12 protein-coding genes are annotated in these 16,271 nt (G+C 72.6%); 5 read left to right on the forward strand and 7 right to left on the reverse strand.

Annotated features, from left to right (window positions below):
- Positions 1–30 precede the first annotated feature (30 nt).
- From ASF78_RS06055 to ASF78_RS06080, 6 genes are all read right to left on the reverse strand, one after another.
- Entirely contained in the window at positions 31–600 is a 570-nt protein-coding gene (locus ASF78_RS06055) for an aromatic ring-opening dioxygenase LigA (RefSeq protein WP_082494816.1), read from the reverse strand.
- A 139-nt stretch (positions 601–739) separates the two neighbouring features.
- Positions 740–1,879 carry a glycosyltransferase family 4 protein gene (locus ASF78_RS06060; protein ID WP_056585739.1) on the reverse strand — a complete coding sequence of 380 codons (1,140 nt, stop codon included), beginning with the start codon at positions 1,877–1,879 and terminating at the stop codon, positions 740–742.
- A 51-nt stretch (positions 1,880–1,930) separates the two neighbouring features.
- Positions 1,931–2,335, reverse strand: coding sequence for a DUF3817 domain-containing protein (locus ASF78_RS06065; RefSeq protein ID WP_235518408.1), 405 nt, complete (start codon positions 2,333–2,335; stop codon positions 1,931–1,933).
- Complete coding sequence (gene guaA / locus ASF78_RS06070) at positions 2,332–3,912, reverse strand: glutamine-hydrolyzing GMP synthase (RefSeq protein WP_056585743.1); 1,581 nt, start codon at positions 3,910–3,912, stop codon at positions 2,332–2,334. The genes ASF78_RS06065 and guaA overlap by 4 nt, the downstream gene beginning before the upstream one ends.
- Before the next feature lie 49 nt (positions 3,913–3,961).
- Positions 3,962–5,485 (reverse strand): OmpA family protein, encoded by a 1,524-nt coding sequence (locus ASF78_RS06075; RefSeq protein ID WP_056585745.1) that lies wholly within the window; start codon positions 5,483–5,485, stop codon positions 3,962–3,964.
- Positions 5,482–6,054, reverse strand: coding sequence for a hypothetical protein (locus ASF78_RS06080; protein ID WP_056585747.1), 573 nt, complete (start codon positions 6,052–6,054; stop codon positions 5,482–5,484). The genes ASF78_RS06075 and ASF78_RS06080 overlap by 4 nt, the downstream gene beginning before the upstream one ends.
- 191 nt (positions 6,055–6,245) lie before the next feature.
- On the opposite strand from ASF78_RS06080, the gene ASF78_RS06085 reads away from it, so the two are divergent.
- The 4 genes from ASF78_RS06085 (at position 6,246) to arfB (ending at position 12,656) form a co-directional block, all read left to right on the forward strand.
- Positions 6,246–8,081, forward strand: coding sequence for an ABC transporter ATP-binding protein (locus tag ASF78_RS06085; protein ID WP_056585749.1), 1,836 nt, complete (start codon positions 6,246–6,248; stop codon positions 8,079–8,081).
- Positions 8,078–9,817 (forward strand): ABC transporter ATP-binding protein, encoded by a 1,740-nt coding sequence (locus ASF78_RS06090; protein WP_056585751.1) that lies wholly within the window; start codon positions 8,078–8,080, stop codon positions 9,815–9,817. Before ASF78_RS06085 ends, ASF78_RS06090 begins: the two co-directional genes overlap by 4 nt.
- A gap of 105 nt (positions 9,818–9,922) precedes the next feature.
- On the forward strand, positions 9,923–12,193 hold the full coding sequence (locus ASF78_RS06095; RefSeq protein ID WP_056585753.1) for a collagen-binding domain-containing protein: 2,271 nt from the start codon (positions 9,923–9,925) through the stop codon (positions 12,191–12,193).
- A gap of 34 nt (positions 12,194–12,227) precedes the next feature.
- Entirely contained in the window at positions 12,228–12,656 is a 429-nt protein-coding gene (arfB, locus tag ASF78_RS06100) for an alternative ribosome rescue aminoacyl-tRNA hydrolase ArfB (protein ID WP_056585754.1), read from the forward strand.
- Here arfB and ASF78_RS06105 read toward each other — a convergent pair.
- Positions 12,622–13,491 carry an SURF1 family protein gene (locus tag ASF78_RS06105; protein WP_235518410.1) on the reverse strand — a complete coding sequence of 290 codons (870 nt, stop codon included), beginning with the start codon at positions 13,489–13,491 and terminating at the stop codon, positions 12,622–12,624. The genes arfB and ASF78_RS06105 overlap by 35 nt on opposite strands.
- 279 nt (positions 13,492–13,770) lie before the next feature.
- On the opposite strand from ASF78_RS06105, the gene ASF78_RS06110 reads away from it, so the two are divergent.
- The gene (locus tag ASF78_RS06110; RefSeq protein ID WP_056585756.1) at positions 13,771–16,248 is read left to right on the forward strand and encodes a phosphoketolase; all 2,478 of its coding nucleotides are present in this window, start codon (positions 13,771–13,773) and stop codon (positions 16,246–16,248) included.
- The last annotated feature ends 23 nt before the right edge of the window (positions 16,249–16,271 follow it).

A 16,271-nucleotide genomic window follows, 5' to 3' on the forward strand; every position in this document is an offset into this window, starting at 1 on the left:
GGCCCCGCTGCTCGGACGTCGCCGTGCGGCTCAGGCCTTCGGTCCCGTGGGGGCCGGGGGCGGGGTGGTGGTCGAGGTCGGGGCCGGAGGCGCGGTCGGCCTCCCGGCGGGGACCGGGTCCGGGTAGCTCGACGAGCCGGTCGACGTGACCGACGAGGTCGCGACACCGCCGCCGGCGGCCGCCTTGCGCAGGGCCCACCCGATGAGGATGAACACCACGCCGATGCCCACCACGAGCAGGGCTACACCGAACGCGACCACGGACGTGAACAGCGAGGCCCGCAGGAACGACGCCGTCATGACGGTCTGCCGGGTCGGGTCGTCCTGGTCCAGCTCGGCATAGGTCTTGCCGTCCGAGGCCTCCAACGCGTGGGTGTTGATGATGTCGGCCTGGAACCAGGCCTCCCACGGGGTGTCGACCAGCTGCCCCCCGAACGCCTGGGCGTCGTCCGAGACGGTGATCTTCTCCGCGGCGAGGTTGCTGGCCACCGCTCCCCAGGTCACACCACCGGCGATGATGAAGATGATCCCGAAGATGATCGTCAGCAGCCCCAGAACGCGGACCGCTTTGGAGCTCCCCGTGGTCGTGGTCGTCGTCATGTCTCCCCTTCCGAACCCCCAACGGACGGGCCCGAACCCCCTGGACCCGGTAGGCCGCGAGCGGCCCATGACAAAGCGTCCAACACCACGACTGTAGTGCGATCTGACCTGGACGAATACGGCGAATCGCCGGGCATCGTCAGACGCGGGCGAGGTCCTGCGCGCGGCCGTACTCCGCCTCGGCGGCGGCCAGCACGTCGTCCCACCCGAAACGCGGACGCACGACGCGGTTGTGCGCGAGCATCCCGTCGAGCAGCCGGCCGTCGCGCGCCAGGTGGACGACGGCCTCCGTCATCTCCGCGTCGTCGGACACGAGCAGACCGTCGATGCCGTCCTCGACGAACTCGGCGATGCCCGTACCGCGCCGGGCGACGATCGCGAGCCCTGCGGTGCGGGCCTCGAGCGCGGCGATGCCGAACGCCTCGAGCTCGGCCGGGGCCAGGAACACGTCGGAGTCCGCGTAGGCGGCCCGCACCTGCGGCCGGGTCAGCCGGCCGCGCAGGTCGACCACGTGCTGCAGACCCTGACCCGCCACGGCGGACCTCACCCTGCCCTGCGCGGGGCCGGAGCCGATGACGGTCAGCCGCAACCGGTCCGGCGGCAGCCGCCGAGCGGCCTGCCCGACGAGCTCGACCAGGGGGACGGCCCGCTTGCGGGGTGCCAGGCGCATGGTCGACACGAGCCGCAGCGGCCCGCGCTCACCGGGACGACCCCGCCCTGCGGACAGGGTGGTCGGCGCCCAGACGTCGAGGTCGATCCCGTTGGGCATCACGGACACCTCGGTGCCGAACACCTCCCGCACGCGGGCCGCGGCGGCGTGGCTCACCGCACTGAGGGCGGCCGGTGTCCGCTGCCAGCGGGTGCGCTGCACGAGCGTCCGCAGGGTGCCGACGACACCGTCGAGCATGCAGTGCCACGTGATCGCGGTCGGCAGGCCGACGTCGAGGGCGATCCGGGCTCCGTCGTACGCGAACGGCGAGAGCACCCCGGCGTGGACGTGCACGACGTCGGGCCGCAGGTCAGCGAACGCCTCCCGCATCAGCCGCGGACCGACGGGGTTGACCGGCAGGTCGAAGGGGACCCGCGCCCCGAGGCGGTGGACGTGCACGCCGTCCTCGAGGTCGACGACTCCCCCGCGCTCGCCGCCGACGCCCAGGGTCGCGGTCAGCACGTGCACCTCGTGCCCGGCGGCGACCTGACGCGCGGCGAGGTCACCCACCTGGGACTCGATCCCGCCGGTGCGTGGTGCGTAGCAGTCGGAGACGTGGACGATCAGCACGGGGTCACCGTATCTGCGTGAACCGGACGTCCGTTCACGATCCCGCACACATCACCCGCGTGCGCCCCCGGCAGCCTCGATGCGCGCGAGCGCCTGGGCGTGCACCGTGCGCTCCAGCACGAACGACATCACGGGCACGACGCCCGCCGCCGCCATGGTCGCCAGCCGCCCGAGGCGCCAGCGCATCTTCGACCAGAGGTCGAAGACCGTCACCAGGTAGACGACGTAGATCCAGCCGTGCGCGTACGCGATCCACGCGCCGATGACCGGGTTCGGCGTCCCGGAGGCGTCGACGCCGTTCGCGTGGAACACGTACTTCAGGATCAGCTCGACGCACAGCAGCAGCAGGAGCGTCCCGGTGATCCAGGCCATCACGCGGTAGCGCAGCGTGGCACCGCGGGCCTTGCGGACCCAGGGATCGGTGCTCGTCGTGGTGTCGGTCACTGTCTCGCTCACTCCCACTCGATGGTGCCCGGCGGCTTGCTCGTCACGTCGAGGACCACGCGGTTGACCTCGGGCACCTCGTTGGTGATCCGGGTCGAGATGACGGCCAGCACGTCGTACGGCAGGCGGGTCCAGTCGGCGGTCATCGCGTCCTCGGAGGACACGGGGCGCAGGACGACGGGGTGCCCGTAGGTCCTGCCGTCGCCCTGGACCCCCACGGACCGGACGTCCGCGAGCAGCACCACCGGGCACTGCCAGATGTCCCGGTCCAGGCCGGCGCGGGTCAGCTCCTCGCGGGCGATCACGTCGGCCGCCCGCAGGATGTCGAGACGCTCCGCCGTGACCTCGCCGATGATCCGGATGCCGAGGCCGGGCCCGGGGAACGGCTGGCGCCAGACGATCCCCTCGGGCACGCCCAGCTCCAGGCCGACCGCGCGCACCTCGTCCTTGAAGAGGGTGCGCAGCGGCTCGACCAGGTCGAACTGCAGGTCGTCCGGGAGGCCGCCGACGTTGTGGTGCGACTTGATGTTCGCCGCGCCCTCGCCCCCACCGGACTCCACGACGTCCGGGTACAAGGTGCCCTGGACGAGGTACTTGACCTCCTCGTCGGAACCCTCGACGACCTCCCGCGCCGCGTCCTCGAACACCCGGATGAACTCGCGGCCGATGATCTTGCGCTTGGTCTCGGGGTCGGTGTGCCCGGCGAGCGCCCGCAGGAACCGCTCGCGCGCGTCGACGACCTTGAGCTGCACGCCGGTCGCCGCGACGAAGTCCTTCTCGACCTGCTCGGCCTCGCCCGACCGCAGCAGGCCGTGGTCGACGAAGACACAGGTCAGCTGGTCCCCCACGGCCTTCTGCACGAGAGCGGCCGCCACGGAGGAGTCGACCCCGCCGGACAGGCCGCAGATCACCCGCGCGTCACCGACCTGGGCGCGGATCTTCTCGACCTGCTCCGCGACGACGTTCCCCGCGTTCCAGTCGGGGGTCAGCCCGGCGCCCTCGTAGAGGAAGTTCTCGAGGGCCTTCTGCCCGAGCGGCGAGTGCTTGACCTCGGGGTGCCACTGCACGCCGAACAGGCGCCGGGCACGGTCCTCGAACGCCGCGACGGGGCTGCCGGACGACGTCGCGAGGACCTCGAAGCCCTCGGGCGCGGCGTGCACCGCGTCGCCGTGGCTCATCCACACGGTCTGCGACGCCGGGCTGCCCGACAGGACCGTGCCGGCGGAGGTGACCTCGACGGCCGTGCCGCCGTACTCGCGCTGACCGGTCTGCGCGACCGTCCCGCCGAGCGCCGCAGCCATCGCCTGGAACCCGTAGCAGATGCCGAGCACGGGGACGCCGGCCTCGAACAGTGCCGGGTCCACGAACGGGGCACCGGTGGCGTACACCGACGACGGGCCGCCGGACAGGATGATCGCGGCGGGATCCTTGGCCAGCAGGTCCGCGACGGACGCGGTGTGCGGCACGATCTCGGAGTACACGTTGGCCTCGCGGACGCGTCGCGCGATCAGCTGCGCGTACTGCGCGCCGAAGTCCACGACGAGCACGGGACGGTGGGTGGTGGCGGCCGGGTCAGGCGTCTGCGTCACGCCGCAAGGGTAGTCGGCGCCCGGAGGTGACCGTGCACGGCGAGCGACCTCACGGCTCCGTGACCGGGACGTCGGTGATCCGGAACCGTCCCGGCACGTCGATGTCGACGGAGTCGCCGCCGAGGTCCGGCCACAGCACCGTCACGTGCAGGGACTCGCCCTGCGCGACCTGCTGGTCGAGGAACCGGTCGGCGATCACCGCCCGCCGGTCCGCCTGACCGTCGACCCCCTCCTCGACGACGTAGTCCCCCGGGTAGAGCCGCCCGCCCGCACCCAGCAGGCTGGCCGAGTACGCGCCCGCCGTCGTCGTCAGCGAGCCCAGCCCTCGCTCGAGGTCCCTGCCCTCCGCGAAGCTGCCGAAGAGCCCGACGACCTGGCCCGTGCCCGGGGACGTCCGCTCGACCTCGAGCGAACCCACGAGATAGCCCTCGGCACGCACGACGGAGGTCGCGGTGACGTCGTACCCGGCCGCGTCGAGCTCGACGGACACCGGCTCGCCGCCCGACGACACCGGGGCGTCGGGCTCGGGCACCGGAGCGACCGCGGGGACGTCGACGGCGGCACCCGCGTCCGCCGTCGTGAACCGGATCTCGACGCGGCGGTTGACGGCGCGCTCCTCGGGGGACGACCCGGACGCGACCGGTTCGCTCTCTCCCCTGCCGTCCACGACGACCGTGAAGCCGTCCCCGAGCACGGGCGCGAGTCGGTCGGCCACGGACTGCGCCCGCCGGACCGACAGGTCCTGGTTGTAGGCGTCGGTGCCCACGTCGTCGGTGTGGCCGACCACGGTGACCTCGCCGGCCAGCCCGCTCGTGGCGATCTGCTCGCCCGCGGCGTCGACGACCGCCGCGGCCTCGGGCGTGAGGACGAACTCGTCGGTCGCGAAGAGCACGTCCGAGGCGAGGGTGACGGTGGCGGCGTCCCCCTCGACGCGCGCGGTCGACGAGTCGTCGTACGCCACCGTGAAGACGTCGATGCCGGCGGACGGGTACGTCACGGCGCCCTCCGCACCGAGGTCCTCGGGCGTCGTCGGCAGGGTAGCGACCTCCTCGACCGGGACACCGGCCACGAGCCCGAGGTAGGGGAACAGGACCGCGATCTCGGGCGAGGTCGGCGCGGCGTAGACGACCTCGGCCGTCACCGACGCGCCGGGCGTCAGGGTGAGCAGCTCGTGCGTCGAGACGGACCGGCTCCTCGCGTCCTGGGCCGGGTCCGACACCGTCGACGCCGCCAGGTCGAGCAGCCGCACCTGGCCCAGGTTGAACATCGAGGCCGGGTCGTGCAGCAGCAGGCTGAGCGGGAGGGACGTCCCCTCCGGCGCGTCGGCCGGCATCGTGAAGCCGATCGTCACCAGCGCGGCGTCGCCGGCGACCTGCACGGGCTGCACCGTGATCTCGATCGGCAGCCCGAGGTGCTCGACCTGCACCGTCACCGGACCCGGGGCCGACGACGCGGTGGGGGACGCCGTCGGGGTCGGCGCCGGAGCGGGCGGACCAGCGGTGCAGGCCGCCAGCCCGAGCATGGCCGAGAGCGCGAGAGCGGCTGCCCTGCGGTACTGGTGGTGCACGGTCATCCCTCGACCGGTGCGCCCGCGGCGCGAGAACCGGCCGGCGGCGCGGTGACGCGCCGCAGCACCAGACCGAGGCCGAGCAGGAAGGCCGCGAAGACGAAGGCACGCCACCCCAGCTCGCCCCGGGTCCCGTCGCCCGGGTCGACCGAGGTGCCGACCGTCGTGAGGCCGCCTCCGACGCAGGTGGCCGACGAGGACGCGGGCTGTCCCTGCGTCGTCGTGAGCCAGACCCACGGCCCGCTCCCGTCGACCGCCTCCACCTGCGTCGGGCGACCCTCGACGGGGCCGACCGGCAGCACGTCACCGCCGCCGGTCGTGCAGGTCACCTCGGACAGGTCGACGCCCGGCTGTCCCCACAGCGCCCTGCCGTGGATGGTGTGCCGCACCTCGATGGCAGCGCCGGCCGCGACGGTCTGCAGGATCTCCACGGGCGGTGTCGGCCCCCAGGTCGTCCGGACGAGCGAGAGGACGCCGATCAGGACGAACACCGGTGCCGCGATCAGGGCACCCGTCCCGAGGAGGCGCGCGGTCCGGTGGACGCCCGAGGCCGAGAAGGTCGCTGGAGCGCTCACCGTGCGAGGACGTGGTGGTGGGCCGGCTCGTTGCGCATTCTCTCGACTCTCCATGGTGTGGGCGACGCCGTGCACTCGAGCGTGGGTCGAGGAGCGCCGCCACAATGTACTCGTCCGGCGGGTCGCTCCCGCGGGGCGTGGCCCGGAAAACCGTTCGGCGCTGTCAGTACCGGCCCGTAACGTTGACGCCCGTGCGTTCCCTCCCCCTCGACGACCCCGGCACCCCGCCTCTGAGCGGGCCCGTCGCGCTGCTCTGGTGGCTGGCAGGTCGGCAGTGGGGCATCCTCCTGACCGCCGTCGGGCTCGGCATCCTGCAGTTCGCCGCCCAGGCGTTCACCCCGTACGTCGTCGGCCGGGCGGTCGACGACGGGCTGGAGTCCGGCTTCGGTCCGGACCTGTGGCGCGCGTGCGGCACCCTGCTGGCCATCGGTGCCGTGGTCATCACGACGTCGGCGATCGGTCACCGGTACGACGTGAACAACTGGCTGCGGGCGGCGTTCACGTCGTCGCAGCTGGTCGGCCGGACCGTCGCCCGGTCGGGCCACACGATCACCAAGGAGCTGCCGACCGGTGAGGTCGTCTCGGCCGTCGCCAACGACGCGCTACGCATCGGTGAGGTCTTCGCGCTCGCTGCCCACTTCCTCGGCAGCCTGGTCGCGTACGGCATCGTCGCGGTGCTGATGCTCCGCGTGTCGGTCCCGCTGGGCCTCGTCGTCGTCCTCGGGCTGCCGACGGTCGCGGCGATCCTCGGCCTGCTCGTCAAGCCGCTGTCCCGCCGGCAGGCGGCACAGCGCGAGGCGTCCGGACGTCTGACGACGCTCGGCGCGGACACGGTCTCGGGCCTGCGCATCCTGCGCGGCATCGGCGGCGAGAACGTCTTCACCGGCCGGTACCGCACGCAGTCGCAGGAGACGCGGCGCCGCGGTGTCGAGGTCGCCAAGACGCAGTCGGTCCTCGACGCCCTCCAGGTCCTGCTGCCGGGCGCGTTCGTGGTGACGCTCATCTGGCTCGGCGCCCACATGGCGCTGGCCGGCACCATCACGCCCGGCCAGCTGGTGGCGACGTACGGCTTCGCGGCGTTCCTGTCGTGGCCGGTGCAGAACGCGACACAGATGCTCCAGGCGGCGACGCGGGCGCACATCGGCGCGACCAAGGTGGTCAAGGTCCTGCAGGTCGTGCCCGCCACGGGCGCGACACCGGGCACCGCCGCGGCGCCGGACCGGCACGTGCCGCTGGTCGACGAGGTCAGCGGGCTGCACCTGGAGCCCGGCCGGGTGGTCGCGCTGGTCAGCGCGGACCCCGACGAGTCCGCCCGCATCGCCACGCGGCTCGGCAGGTTCGACGACGACGCCGAGAAGGACACCCCGGTGCGCCTCGGCGGCGTGCTGCTGTCCGACCTCGACAAGGACGTCGTGCGCGAACGGATCGTCGTCGCGGAGGCCACCCCGCACCTCTTCTCGGGGCTCCTCGAGGAGGAGCTCGACGTGCGCGGGTCGGCCACCCAGGACGACCTGCTGCGCGTGATCGCGACGGCCGACGCGCAGGACGTACTCGACTCGGTGCCCGACGGCCTCGCCGGCGAGCTGCCCGAGAAGGGCCGCTCACTGTCCGGCGGGCAGCGGCAGCGCGTCGCCCTCGCCCGGGCGCTGCTCATCGACCCGGAGATCCTGGTGCTCGTGGAGCCGACCAGCGCGGTCGACGCCCACACCGAGGCCCGGATCGCTGCCCGGCTCGCGGACGTCCGGCGCGGCCGCACGACGCTCGTGGTCACCGCCAGCCCGCTGGTGCTCGACCACGTCGACGAGGTCGCGTTCGTGCAGGGCGGTCTCGTGCGCGCCCGCGCCACCCACGACGACCTGCTCGCGCACGGCGCCGACGACCTCGAGGTCGCCCTCGCCTACCGAGCCGTCGTGGGGCGGCAGATGGACGAGGAGCCCGACGAGAGCATCGCGGACGACGAGCGGTTGTACGAGGAACTGATGGTTGGGCAGTCTGCCCGAGAGAACAGGGCCGGAGGACAGTCATGAAGCTCCCCATCGCCGACACGGCGACGGTCCGGGCGTACACGGGCGTCCTCTTCCGCAAGCACCGGCGCCCTCTGATCCTCATCGCGGTGCTGCACACGCTCGCCGCGACCGCGGGGCTCGCGGGTCCGTGGCTGCTCGGCATGCTCGTCGACGCCGTCACCGGCGGCACCACGGCGACGTACATCAACACGCTGATCGTCGTCGGCGCCGTCGCCGTCCTCGCGCAGACCGTGCTCATCCGGTTCGCGCAGCGGGCGTCGATGGTGTTCGGCGAGGAGGTGTTCGCCGAGCTGCGCGAGGAGTTCATCGAGAAGGTCACGGCCCTGCCGCTGTCCGTCGTCGAGCGGGCCGGCACGGGTGACCTGGTGGCGCGCACGACGAACGACGTCAACAAGCTGCAGCACGCGGTGCGCTTCGGCGTCCCGCGGGTGATCGTCGCCGTCGTGACCATCACGCTCACGATCGTGGCGTGCCTGATCCTCTCGCCCGTGGTCTCGCTCGCGATGTTCATCGGCGTGCCCACGCTGCTGCTGATCGTGCGCTGGTACCTCAAGCGCGCCACGCCGGCCTACCAGCGCGAGTCGGCCGCGTACGCGGTGCTGAACGGGACGATCACGGAGTCCGTCGAGGGCGCCCGCACGGTCGACGCCCTGCGGCTGGGCCGACGGCGGACGGGCCGCGTGGACGCCGACCTGCGGGAGGCGTTCGAGGCCGAGAAGGTGACGCTGCGCCTGCGCACGATCCTGTTCCCCGGCATCGACGCGGCGTTCGTCCTGGCGCCGGCCGCCGTGCTGCTGTGGGGCGGCTACCTCGCGTCCGAGGGCTACGTGACGGTCGGCGCGGTCACCACGATCGTGCTGTACACGTACCAGATCACCGGCCCGGTGTGGGAGCTGATCTTCTGGGTCGACGAGATCCAGGTGGCGGCGACCTCGCTCGCGCGCATCGTCGGAGTCCAGCTGGTCGAGCCCGACCGCCGGACGCGTCCGGGCACGCCCGTCGACGAGGACATCGCCTCCCGGGGGCTGACGTACGCGTACCGCGAGGGCCACAACGTGCTGCACGGGATCGACCTCGACCTGGCCGCGGGTGAGCGGCTCGCCGTCGTCGGACCGTCCGGTGCCGGCAAGTCCACGCTCGGGCGGATGCTCGCGGGCATCCACCCACCCACCGACGGCACGGTCACGGTCGGCGGCGTCCCGCTGATCGACCTGCCGCTGGAGGAGCTGCGCGGGCACGTCGCCCTGGTCACCCAGGAGCACCACGTGTTCGTCGGGTCGGTCGCCGACAACCTGCGCCTGGCGCAGGTGGACGCCGACGCGGCCGCGCTCGAGCGGGCGCTCCGGGCGGTCGACGCGTGGGAGTGGGTGCAGGCGCTGCCCGAGGGGCTGGAGACCGAGGTCGGCTCGGGCGGTGCCGCGCTCACGCCGGCGCAGGCCCAGCAGATCGCGCTGGCCCGGCTCGTCCTGCTCGACCCGCACACGCTGGTGCTCGACGAGGCCACGTCGCTGCTGGACCCGCGGGCGGCCCGGCACCTCGAGCGCTCGCTGTCGGCCGTGCTCTCCGGCCGGACCGTGGTCGCGATCGCCCACCGCCTGCACACCGCGCACGACGCAGACCGGGTGGCGGTGGTCGACGGCGGCCGGATCACGGAGATCGGCCCGCACGACGAGCTGGTCGCCGCCGGGGGCGACTACGCCGCGCTGTGGCACTCCTGGCAGCACGACGCCGTCTGAGGGGGACGCCCGTCGAGCCGCACGCAGTCCGTGCGGCTCGATGGGCGGATTCGTCCGAATCGGTTAGGTTGCGTGAGGAACTTCTCATCATCGGAAGGCTCTCGCGTGCACCTCACCCGACGCCGATCGCGGGCGACCGCCGCCCTGGTCGCCTCCGCACTCGCGGTCCCCGCCCTCGCCACCGCGCTCACGGTCGGCACCCCGACGCCGGCCGCGGCGATCAGCTTCTGCGGCGTGCCCGGCGACCCGACGCAAGGGTTCACGGTCCTCGTCGAGGGCGACGCGTCGATGGCCGGCTCGGAGATCGAGGGCACGCTGGGCGTCGGCGGTTCGCTGTCCTGGGCGTCGACGTTCGACGTGCGGCACTCGACCGGCCTGACACCTCCGGACTACGACCTGCCGACGCTCGACGTCGGTGGCACGGACCTGCCGGTGCGTGTCTCGGCCGGCGCGTACGACCTGGCGGTGTCGCAGGGCATCCTGCAGGTGGGCTCGGCTGCGGACGACCCGGCCTGGCCGCGGGGCGAGATGTTCGCCGGCGCGCAGACCTGGACGACCTTCACCCTGCAGGGCCAGGAGGTGTTCATCGCGGACGGCACGAGCCAGGCGCGCGTCGTCCCGCCGAACCCGCCCGCGCCGGCCGACGACCTCGCCGCCTGGGTGGCCGCGAACATCGGACCGGTCGACGTCACCCCGGTGACCAGCGGTTTCCCGACGCTCGACGCCATGGCGGACGCGGTCGCCGACCTGCCCGGGGCGAACACCGGCGTCTCGGCGGTGACGCTCACGGGGAACGCCCCGGAGAAGCAGCTCGAGCTCGTCGACGGTGACCTCAACGTGCTCTCCGTGACGCCCGAGCAGTTCGACGGCGTGACCGCGCTCAACTTCACCGGCGCCGTACCGTCCTCCACCACCGGGCTGATCGTGCGGATGTCCGGCGGCACCGAGTTCAGCATCCCGCGGTTCAACGGCGCGAACGACTCCGGCACGAACAACCTGTTCGCCCCGTGGGTGCTGTGGAGCTACGACGAGACCGGACCGCTGACGATCTCGAGCCAGGACCGGATCACCGGGACGATCCTGGCACCCCGGGCCGACCTGACGCTGGAGAACTCGAGCCCAGTCGAGGGCCAGGTGATCGCCGCGACGCTGACCAAGGCAGGCGGCTCCGGCGAGATCCACCACTACGCGTTCGAGGGGTGCGTCCCGGACGACGCCACGACGGTCGGCACGGTGCAGCTCAGCAAGACCCTGGTGGTGGACGGCACCTTCGACGCCCTGCCCCACAACGTGTTCGTGCAGTACTGGGTCGACGGGGTCCGGCAGCTGCCCGACCTGTCGGTCGAGACGGACGGCACCGTGCTCGGCCCGGCCACGGTCCCGTCAGGGACGGTCGTCGAGCTCGGGGAGGCCACGCCGGCGACCGTGCCGGGCGGAGTCTGGCAGACGCCCGTCTGGACCGTCACGGGAACGACGACGATCGCACCGACCCAGCCGGGCGCCCAGGTCGCGTTCGTCGTCGACGAGGATGCGGAGATCGCCGTGACCCTCACCGACACCCTCGTCGGGCAGGGCCGGTTCAGCGTCGCCAAGTCCGTGGACGACGCCGGGCTCGGTGCACCGGCCAGCTTCACCTTCCAGTGGTGGGTGGACGACGTGCAGCAGTCGCCCGACCTCGTCGTCGCCTCCGACGGCACCGTGCTCGGTCCGGTCGACGTCGCTCCGGACAGCGTCGTCGAGCTGGTGGAGGTCCTGCCCGCGGACCCGGTGGGCGGCACCTGGACCGCCCCGACGTTCGCTGTCACCGGCGGCACGACCGCAACTCCGGAGCACGGTGGCTTCGCGTTCACCGTGGGTCGCGGCAGCGCCGTGAGCGCGGTGCAGGTGACCAACGTGGTCGAGCCCGACGTCGCGCCCGTGCTCGGCGGCTTCGCCGTACGGAAGGTCGTGACCGGCGCTGCGCCAGCGGGCGCCGTCTTCACGGGGACCTGGTCGTGCAGCGCACCAGGCGCCTCCGGCGCGTCCTCCGGCGCGTGGTCCGTGGCGGGCGGCGGCACGGTCGTCGTCGACGGGTTCCCCGTCGGGACCATCTGCACGGTGGCAGAGGACGCGGACCAGCCGGGCGGGGCGTTCACCTCGACGCTCTCCCCCGCCGGCGGCCGGGTGGTCGTCGCCGCCGGGGACCCCGCGGTCGTCGGCCTCGTCACCGCGACCAACAGCTACGCCGACACGTCGGACGACGGCGCCGAGCTCGCGGCGACCGGGGCGGACGGCGTGGACGGCACCGCCCGGGCCGCTGCGCTCGCCCTGCTGCTGGGAGCGGCGCTGACGGTTGCCGCCCAGCGCGCACGTCGTCCTGCGCTGCAGCGAGACTGAACCGGGCGAGCCACCGTCGGTGGAGAATGCACGCATGATCCACCCCCTGACCCTGCGCGGCGGAGTCGTCGTCCCCGACGACGCCCTCGCGTGGCGCTTCTCGCGCTCCAGCGGGCCAGGGGGTCAGTCCGTGAACACGACCGACTCCCGCGTCGAGCTCACGGTCGACCTCGCGCGGATCCCGTGGACGAGCCCGACGCAGCAGGACCGCGTCATGGACCGCCTGGCCAGTCGCCTGCGTGGTTCGCTGCTCACGCTGAGCGCCCAGGAGTACAGGTCCCAGCTGCGCAACCGCGAGGCCGCGCTCACGCGGGCGCACGCCCTCCTCGACGACGCCCTCGCTCCCCCGGGCCCGACGCGCCGCGCCACCCGGCCGAGCCGGGGGTCGCAGGTCCGCCGCGTGCAGGGCGAGCAGAAGCGCCGCGCGGTCAAGGAGCTGCGGCGACGTCCTCCGCTGGGCTGAGACCGGACCCGCGGGCCTCGTCGCGGACGAGCCGGAGCCAGAGCAGCACCGCGAACGCACCGAAGATCCACCACTGGGCGGCGTAGGCGAGGTTCTGGATGTTGAGCCCGGCACCGGGCTTCGTCGGCGGGTCCAGCAGGGTGACCGCGTCGGACTGCGCGGGGTCCGACGCCGAGACCACGAGGTACCCGGTGTAGATCGGGCCGCCCCAGGAGTTGAGCAGCTCGGCCGAGCTGATGGCGTCGGTCTGCCCGTCGGCGACCCCGGTGCCGGCCTGCTCGGACGCCTGCAGGTAACCGGTCACGTCCACGGTCCCGGCGGGAGGTGTGTCAGCGTCGGCGGGTGTCGCCACCCAGCCGCGCACCACGGGGAGCACGGACCCGTCGGTCGTGGTCAGCGGGGTCAGGACGAGCAGGCCGGTCGTGCCGTCGTGCGCGCGGCCGGTCACCAGCAGCTGGCCGCCCGCGTCGTAGGTCCCGGTCACGACGACCTTGCGGCCGACGAGGTCACCGGTGAACGTGGTCTGCGGCACCAGCACGTCGTCGATCGGGACGGCGGCGGCCGCGACGAGCTCCGCGGTGTGGCGTTCTGCCGCGGCGGCGCCGTGCACCTGCGCACGGTCCAGCTGCCACGCGCCGAGGCGGGCGCACAGTGCGGCGGCGGCGAGCAGGAGGACCAGCAGGACGACCATCCGGGGTCGCACAGCCGCGCGGAGCATCGTCGTCGGCGGGCGCCGCTCGGCCTGCTCCCACGCGGGGACGACCCGCTGCGGCTCGTCGTGACCGGACGCGTCCGCGCGCTCGGGCGCGACGGCTGCGGGGGTCTGCTCGGTCACGTCTCACGGTACCTCGCAGAGCGGGTCCGGCCGGAACCGGGCAGAGCCGCCAGGATCGGCCCAGAACCCCGCTGACCTGCGCAGAAACCCCCACCGCCCGCCCCCGGACGTTCGGCGTGCGTTCGCCCACACCTCCTGCGCCGACGCGCGGAGTGCGGTTGTATGACATGTGGGCCCGCGCACGCGACACAGGACCAACGACCCTCGTCCGGGACGTGCGCCCGCAGGAAGGCTGGCACCGCGCCGGTGGCACGCCGGAACGACGACTGGGGAGCGCGCATGAGCACGACGACGTCGGCACGCAGCACGTGGCAGACCGGGAGCGGCACGGTGGTCGACGCCGACACCGTGGCCCGCATCGACAAGTGGTGGCGCGCCGCCAACTACCTGTCGGTGGGGCAGATCTACCTCCTGGACAACCCGCTCCTGCGGGATCCGCTCACGCGTGACCACGTCAAGCCGCGGCTCCTCGGCCACTGGGGCACCACGCCCGGGCTGAACTTCCTGTACGCGCACCTGAACCGGGCGATCGCGGAGCGCGAGCAGTCGACCATCTACGTCACCGGCCCGGGCCACGGCGGACCGGGACTCGTCGCCAGCGCCTATCTCGACGGCACGTACTCGGAGTTCTACTCGGACATCACCGAGGACACCGAGGGGATCCACCGGCTGTTCCGGCAGTTCTCGTTCCCGGGTGGCATCCCCAGCCACGTCGCGCCCGAGACGCCCGGGTCGATCCACGAGGGCGGCGAGCTCGGCTACGCCCTGAGCCACGCCTACGGTGCCGCGTTCGACAACCCGGACCTGCTCGTCGCGACCGTCATCGGCGACGGTGAGGCGGAGACCGGGCCGCTGGCCACGAGCTGGCACTCCAACAAGTTCGTCAACGTCGAGAACGACGGCGTCGTGCTGCCGATCCTGCACCTCAACGGGTACAAGATCGCCAACCCGACCGTGCTGGCGCGCATCCCCGACGACGAGCTCGAGTCGCTCATGGTGGGCTACGGCCACAAGCCGCACATGTTCGTCGCGGGCTTCGACGAGGAGTCGCACGAGGACATCCACCGCCGGTTCGCGACGCTGCTCGACGAGGTGCTCGACGAGATCGCGGAGATCAAGCGCAGCGCGCACGCGGGCAACGAGCAGCGTCCGCAGTGGCCGATGATCGTGTTCCGCACCCCCAAGGGCTGGACGGGGCCGGACTACATCGACGGGAAGAAGACCACGGGGTCGTGGCGGGCGCACCAGGTGCCGCTGGCCAACGCCCGTGACACCCCCGAGCACCTGGACGTGCTGCGGCAGTGGCTGGAGTCGTACCGGGTCAACGAGCTGTTCGACGAGAACGGCCGGCTGCACGACGACATCCGAGCGCTCGCGCCGACGGGTGCCCTCCGGATGAGCGACAACCCGCACGCCAACGGCGGGGTGCTGCTGAAGGATCTGCGCCTGCCGGACTTCCGCGACTACGCCGTGGACGTCCCGGTGCCCGGCGGCTCGATGAGCGAGGCGCCGCGCGTGCTGGGCGACTGGCTGACGGACGTCATCCGGCTCAACCCCGACAACTTCCGGATCTTCGGTCCGGACGAGACGGCGTCGAACCGGCTGCAGTCGGTGTTCCAGACCACGGACAAGCAGTGGAACGCGGAGTTCTTCGGGGCGGACGTCGACGAGCACCTGGCGCGCGCCGGCCGGGTGCTGGAGATGCTCAGCGAGCACCAGTGCCAGGGCTGGCTCGAGGGCTACCTGCTGACCGGGCGGCACGGCCTGTTCAACTGCTACGAGGCGTTCATCCACATCATCGACTCGATGTTCAACCAGCACGCCAAGTGGCTGAAGGTCACCAACGACATCCCGTGGCGCCGCCCGATCGCGAGCCTGAACTACCTGCTGTCCAGCCACGTCTGGCGCCAGGACCACAACGGCTTCAGCCACCAGGACCCGGGGTTCATCGACCACGTGGTCAACAAGAAGGCTTCGGTCGTCCGCGTCTACCTGCCGCCGGACGCCAACACGCTGCTGTCGACGTACGACCACTGCCTGCGCAGCCGGCAGTACGTGAACGTGGTCGTCGCGGGCAAGCAGCCGGCCCCGAACTTCCTGACGATGGACCAGGCGATCGCGCACTGCACGCGCGGTCTGGGCATCTGGGACTGGGCGGGCTCGGAGGTGCCGGGTGAGAAGCCGGACGTCGTCCTCGGTGCCGCGGGTGACGTGCCGACGCTCGAGGTGCTCGCGGCGGCGGACATCCTGCGCCGCGAGCTGCCCGACCTGAAGGTCCGGGTGATCAACGTGGTCGACCTCATGCGCCTGCAGGACTCGCGCGAGCACCCGCACGGGCTGTCGGACGCGCAGTTCGACGGGCTGTTCACGTCCGACCGGCCGGTGATCTTCGCGTACCACGGGTACCCGTGGCTCATCCACCGGCTCACCTACCGCCGCCACGGCCACAGCAACATCCACGTGCGCGGCTACAAGGAGGAGGGCACGACGACCACGCCGTTCGACATGGTCATGCTCAACGACCTCGACCGGTTCCACCTCGTCATCGACGTCATCGACAACGTGCCGTCCCTCGGCAGCTCGCAGGCGAACCTGCGCCAGAAGATGGTCGACGAGCGCCTGCGGGCCCGCGAGTACACCCGTGCGTTCGGCGACGACCTGCCCGAGGTCCGGGACTGGGTCTGGCCCGACGCGCAGGACCAGGCCGACTCGGGGCAGGTCCAGGCGACGCTGTCGACCGGCGGGGACAACGAGTAGCACCCACCTGTCCGTGGGGCGGG

Origin of the sequence: Cellulomonas sp. Leaf334 (genome assembly GCF_001424195.1) — a bacterium.
Taxonomy (GTDB): domain Bacteria; phylum Actinomycetota; class Actinomycetes; order Actinomycetales; family Cellulomonadaceae; genus Cellulomonas.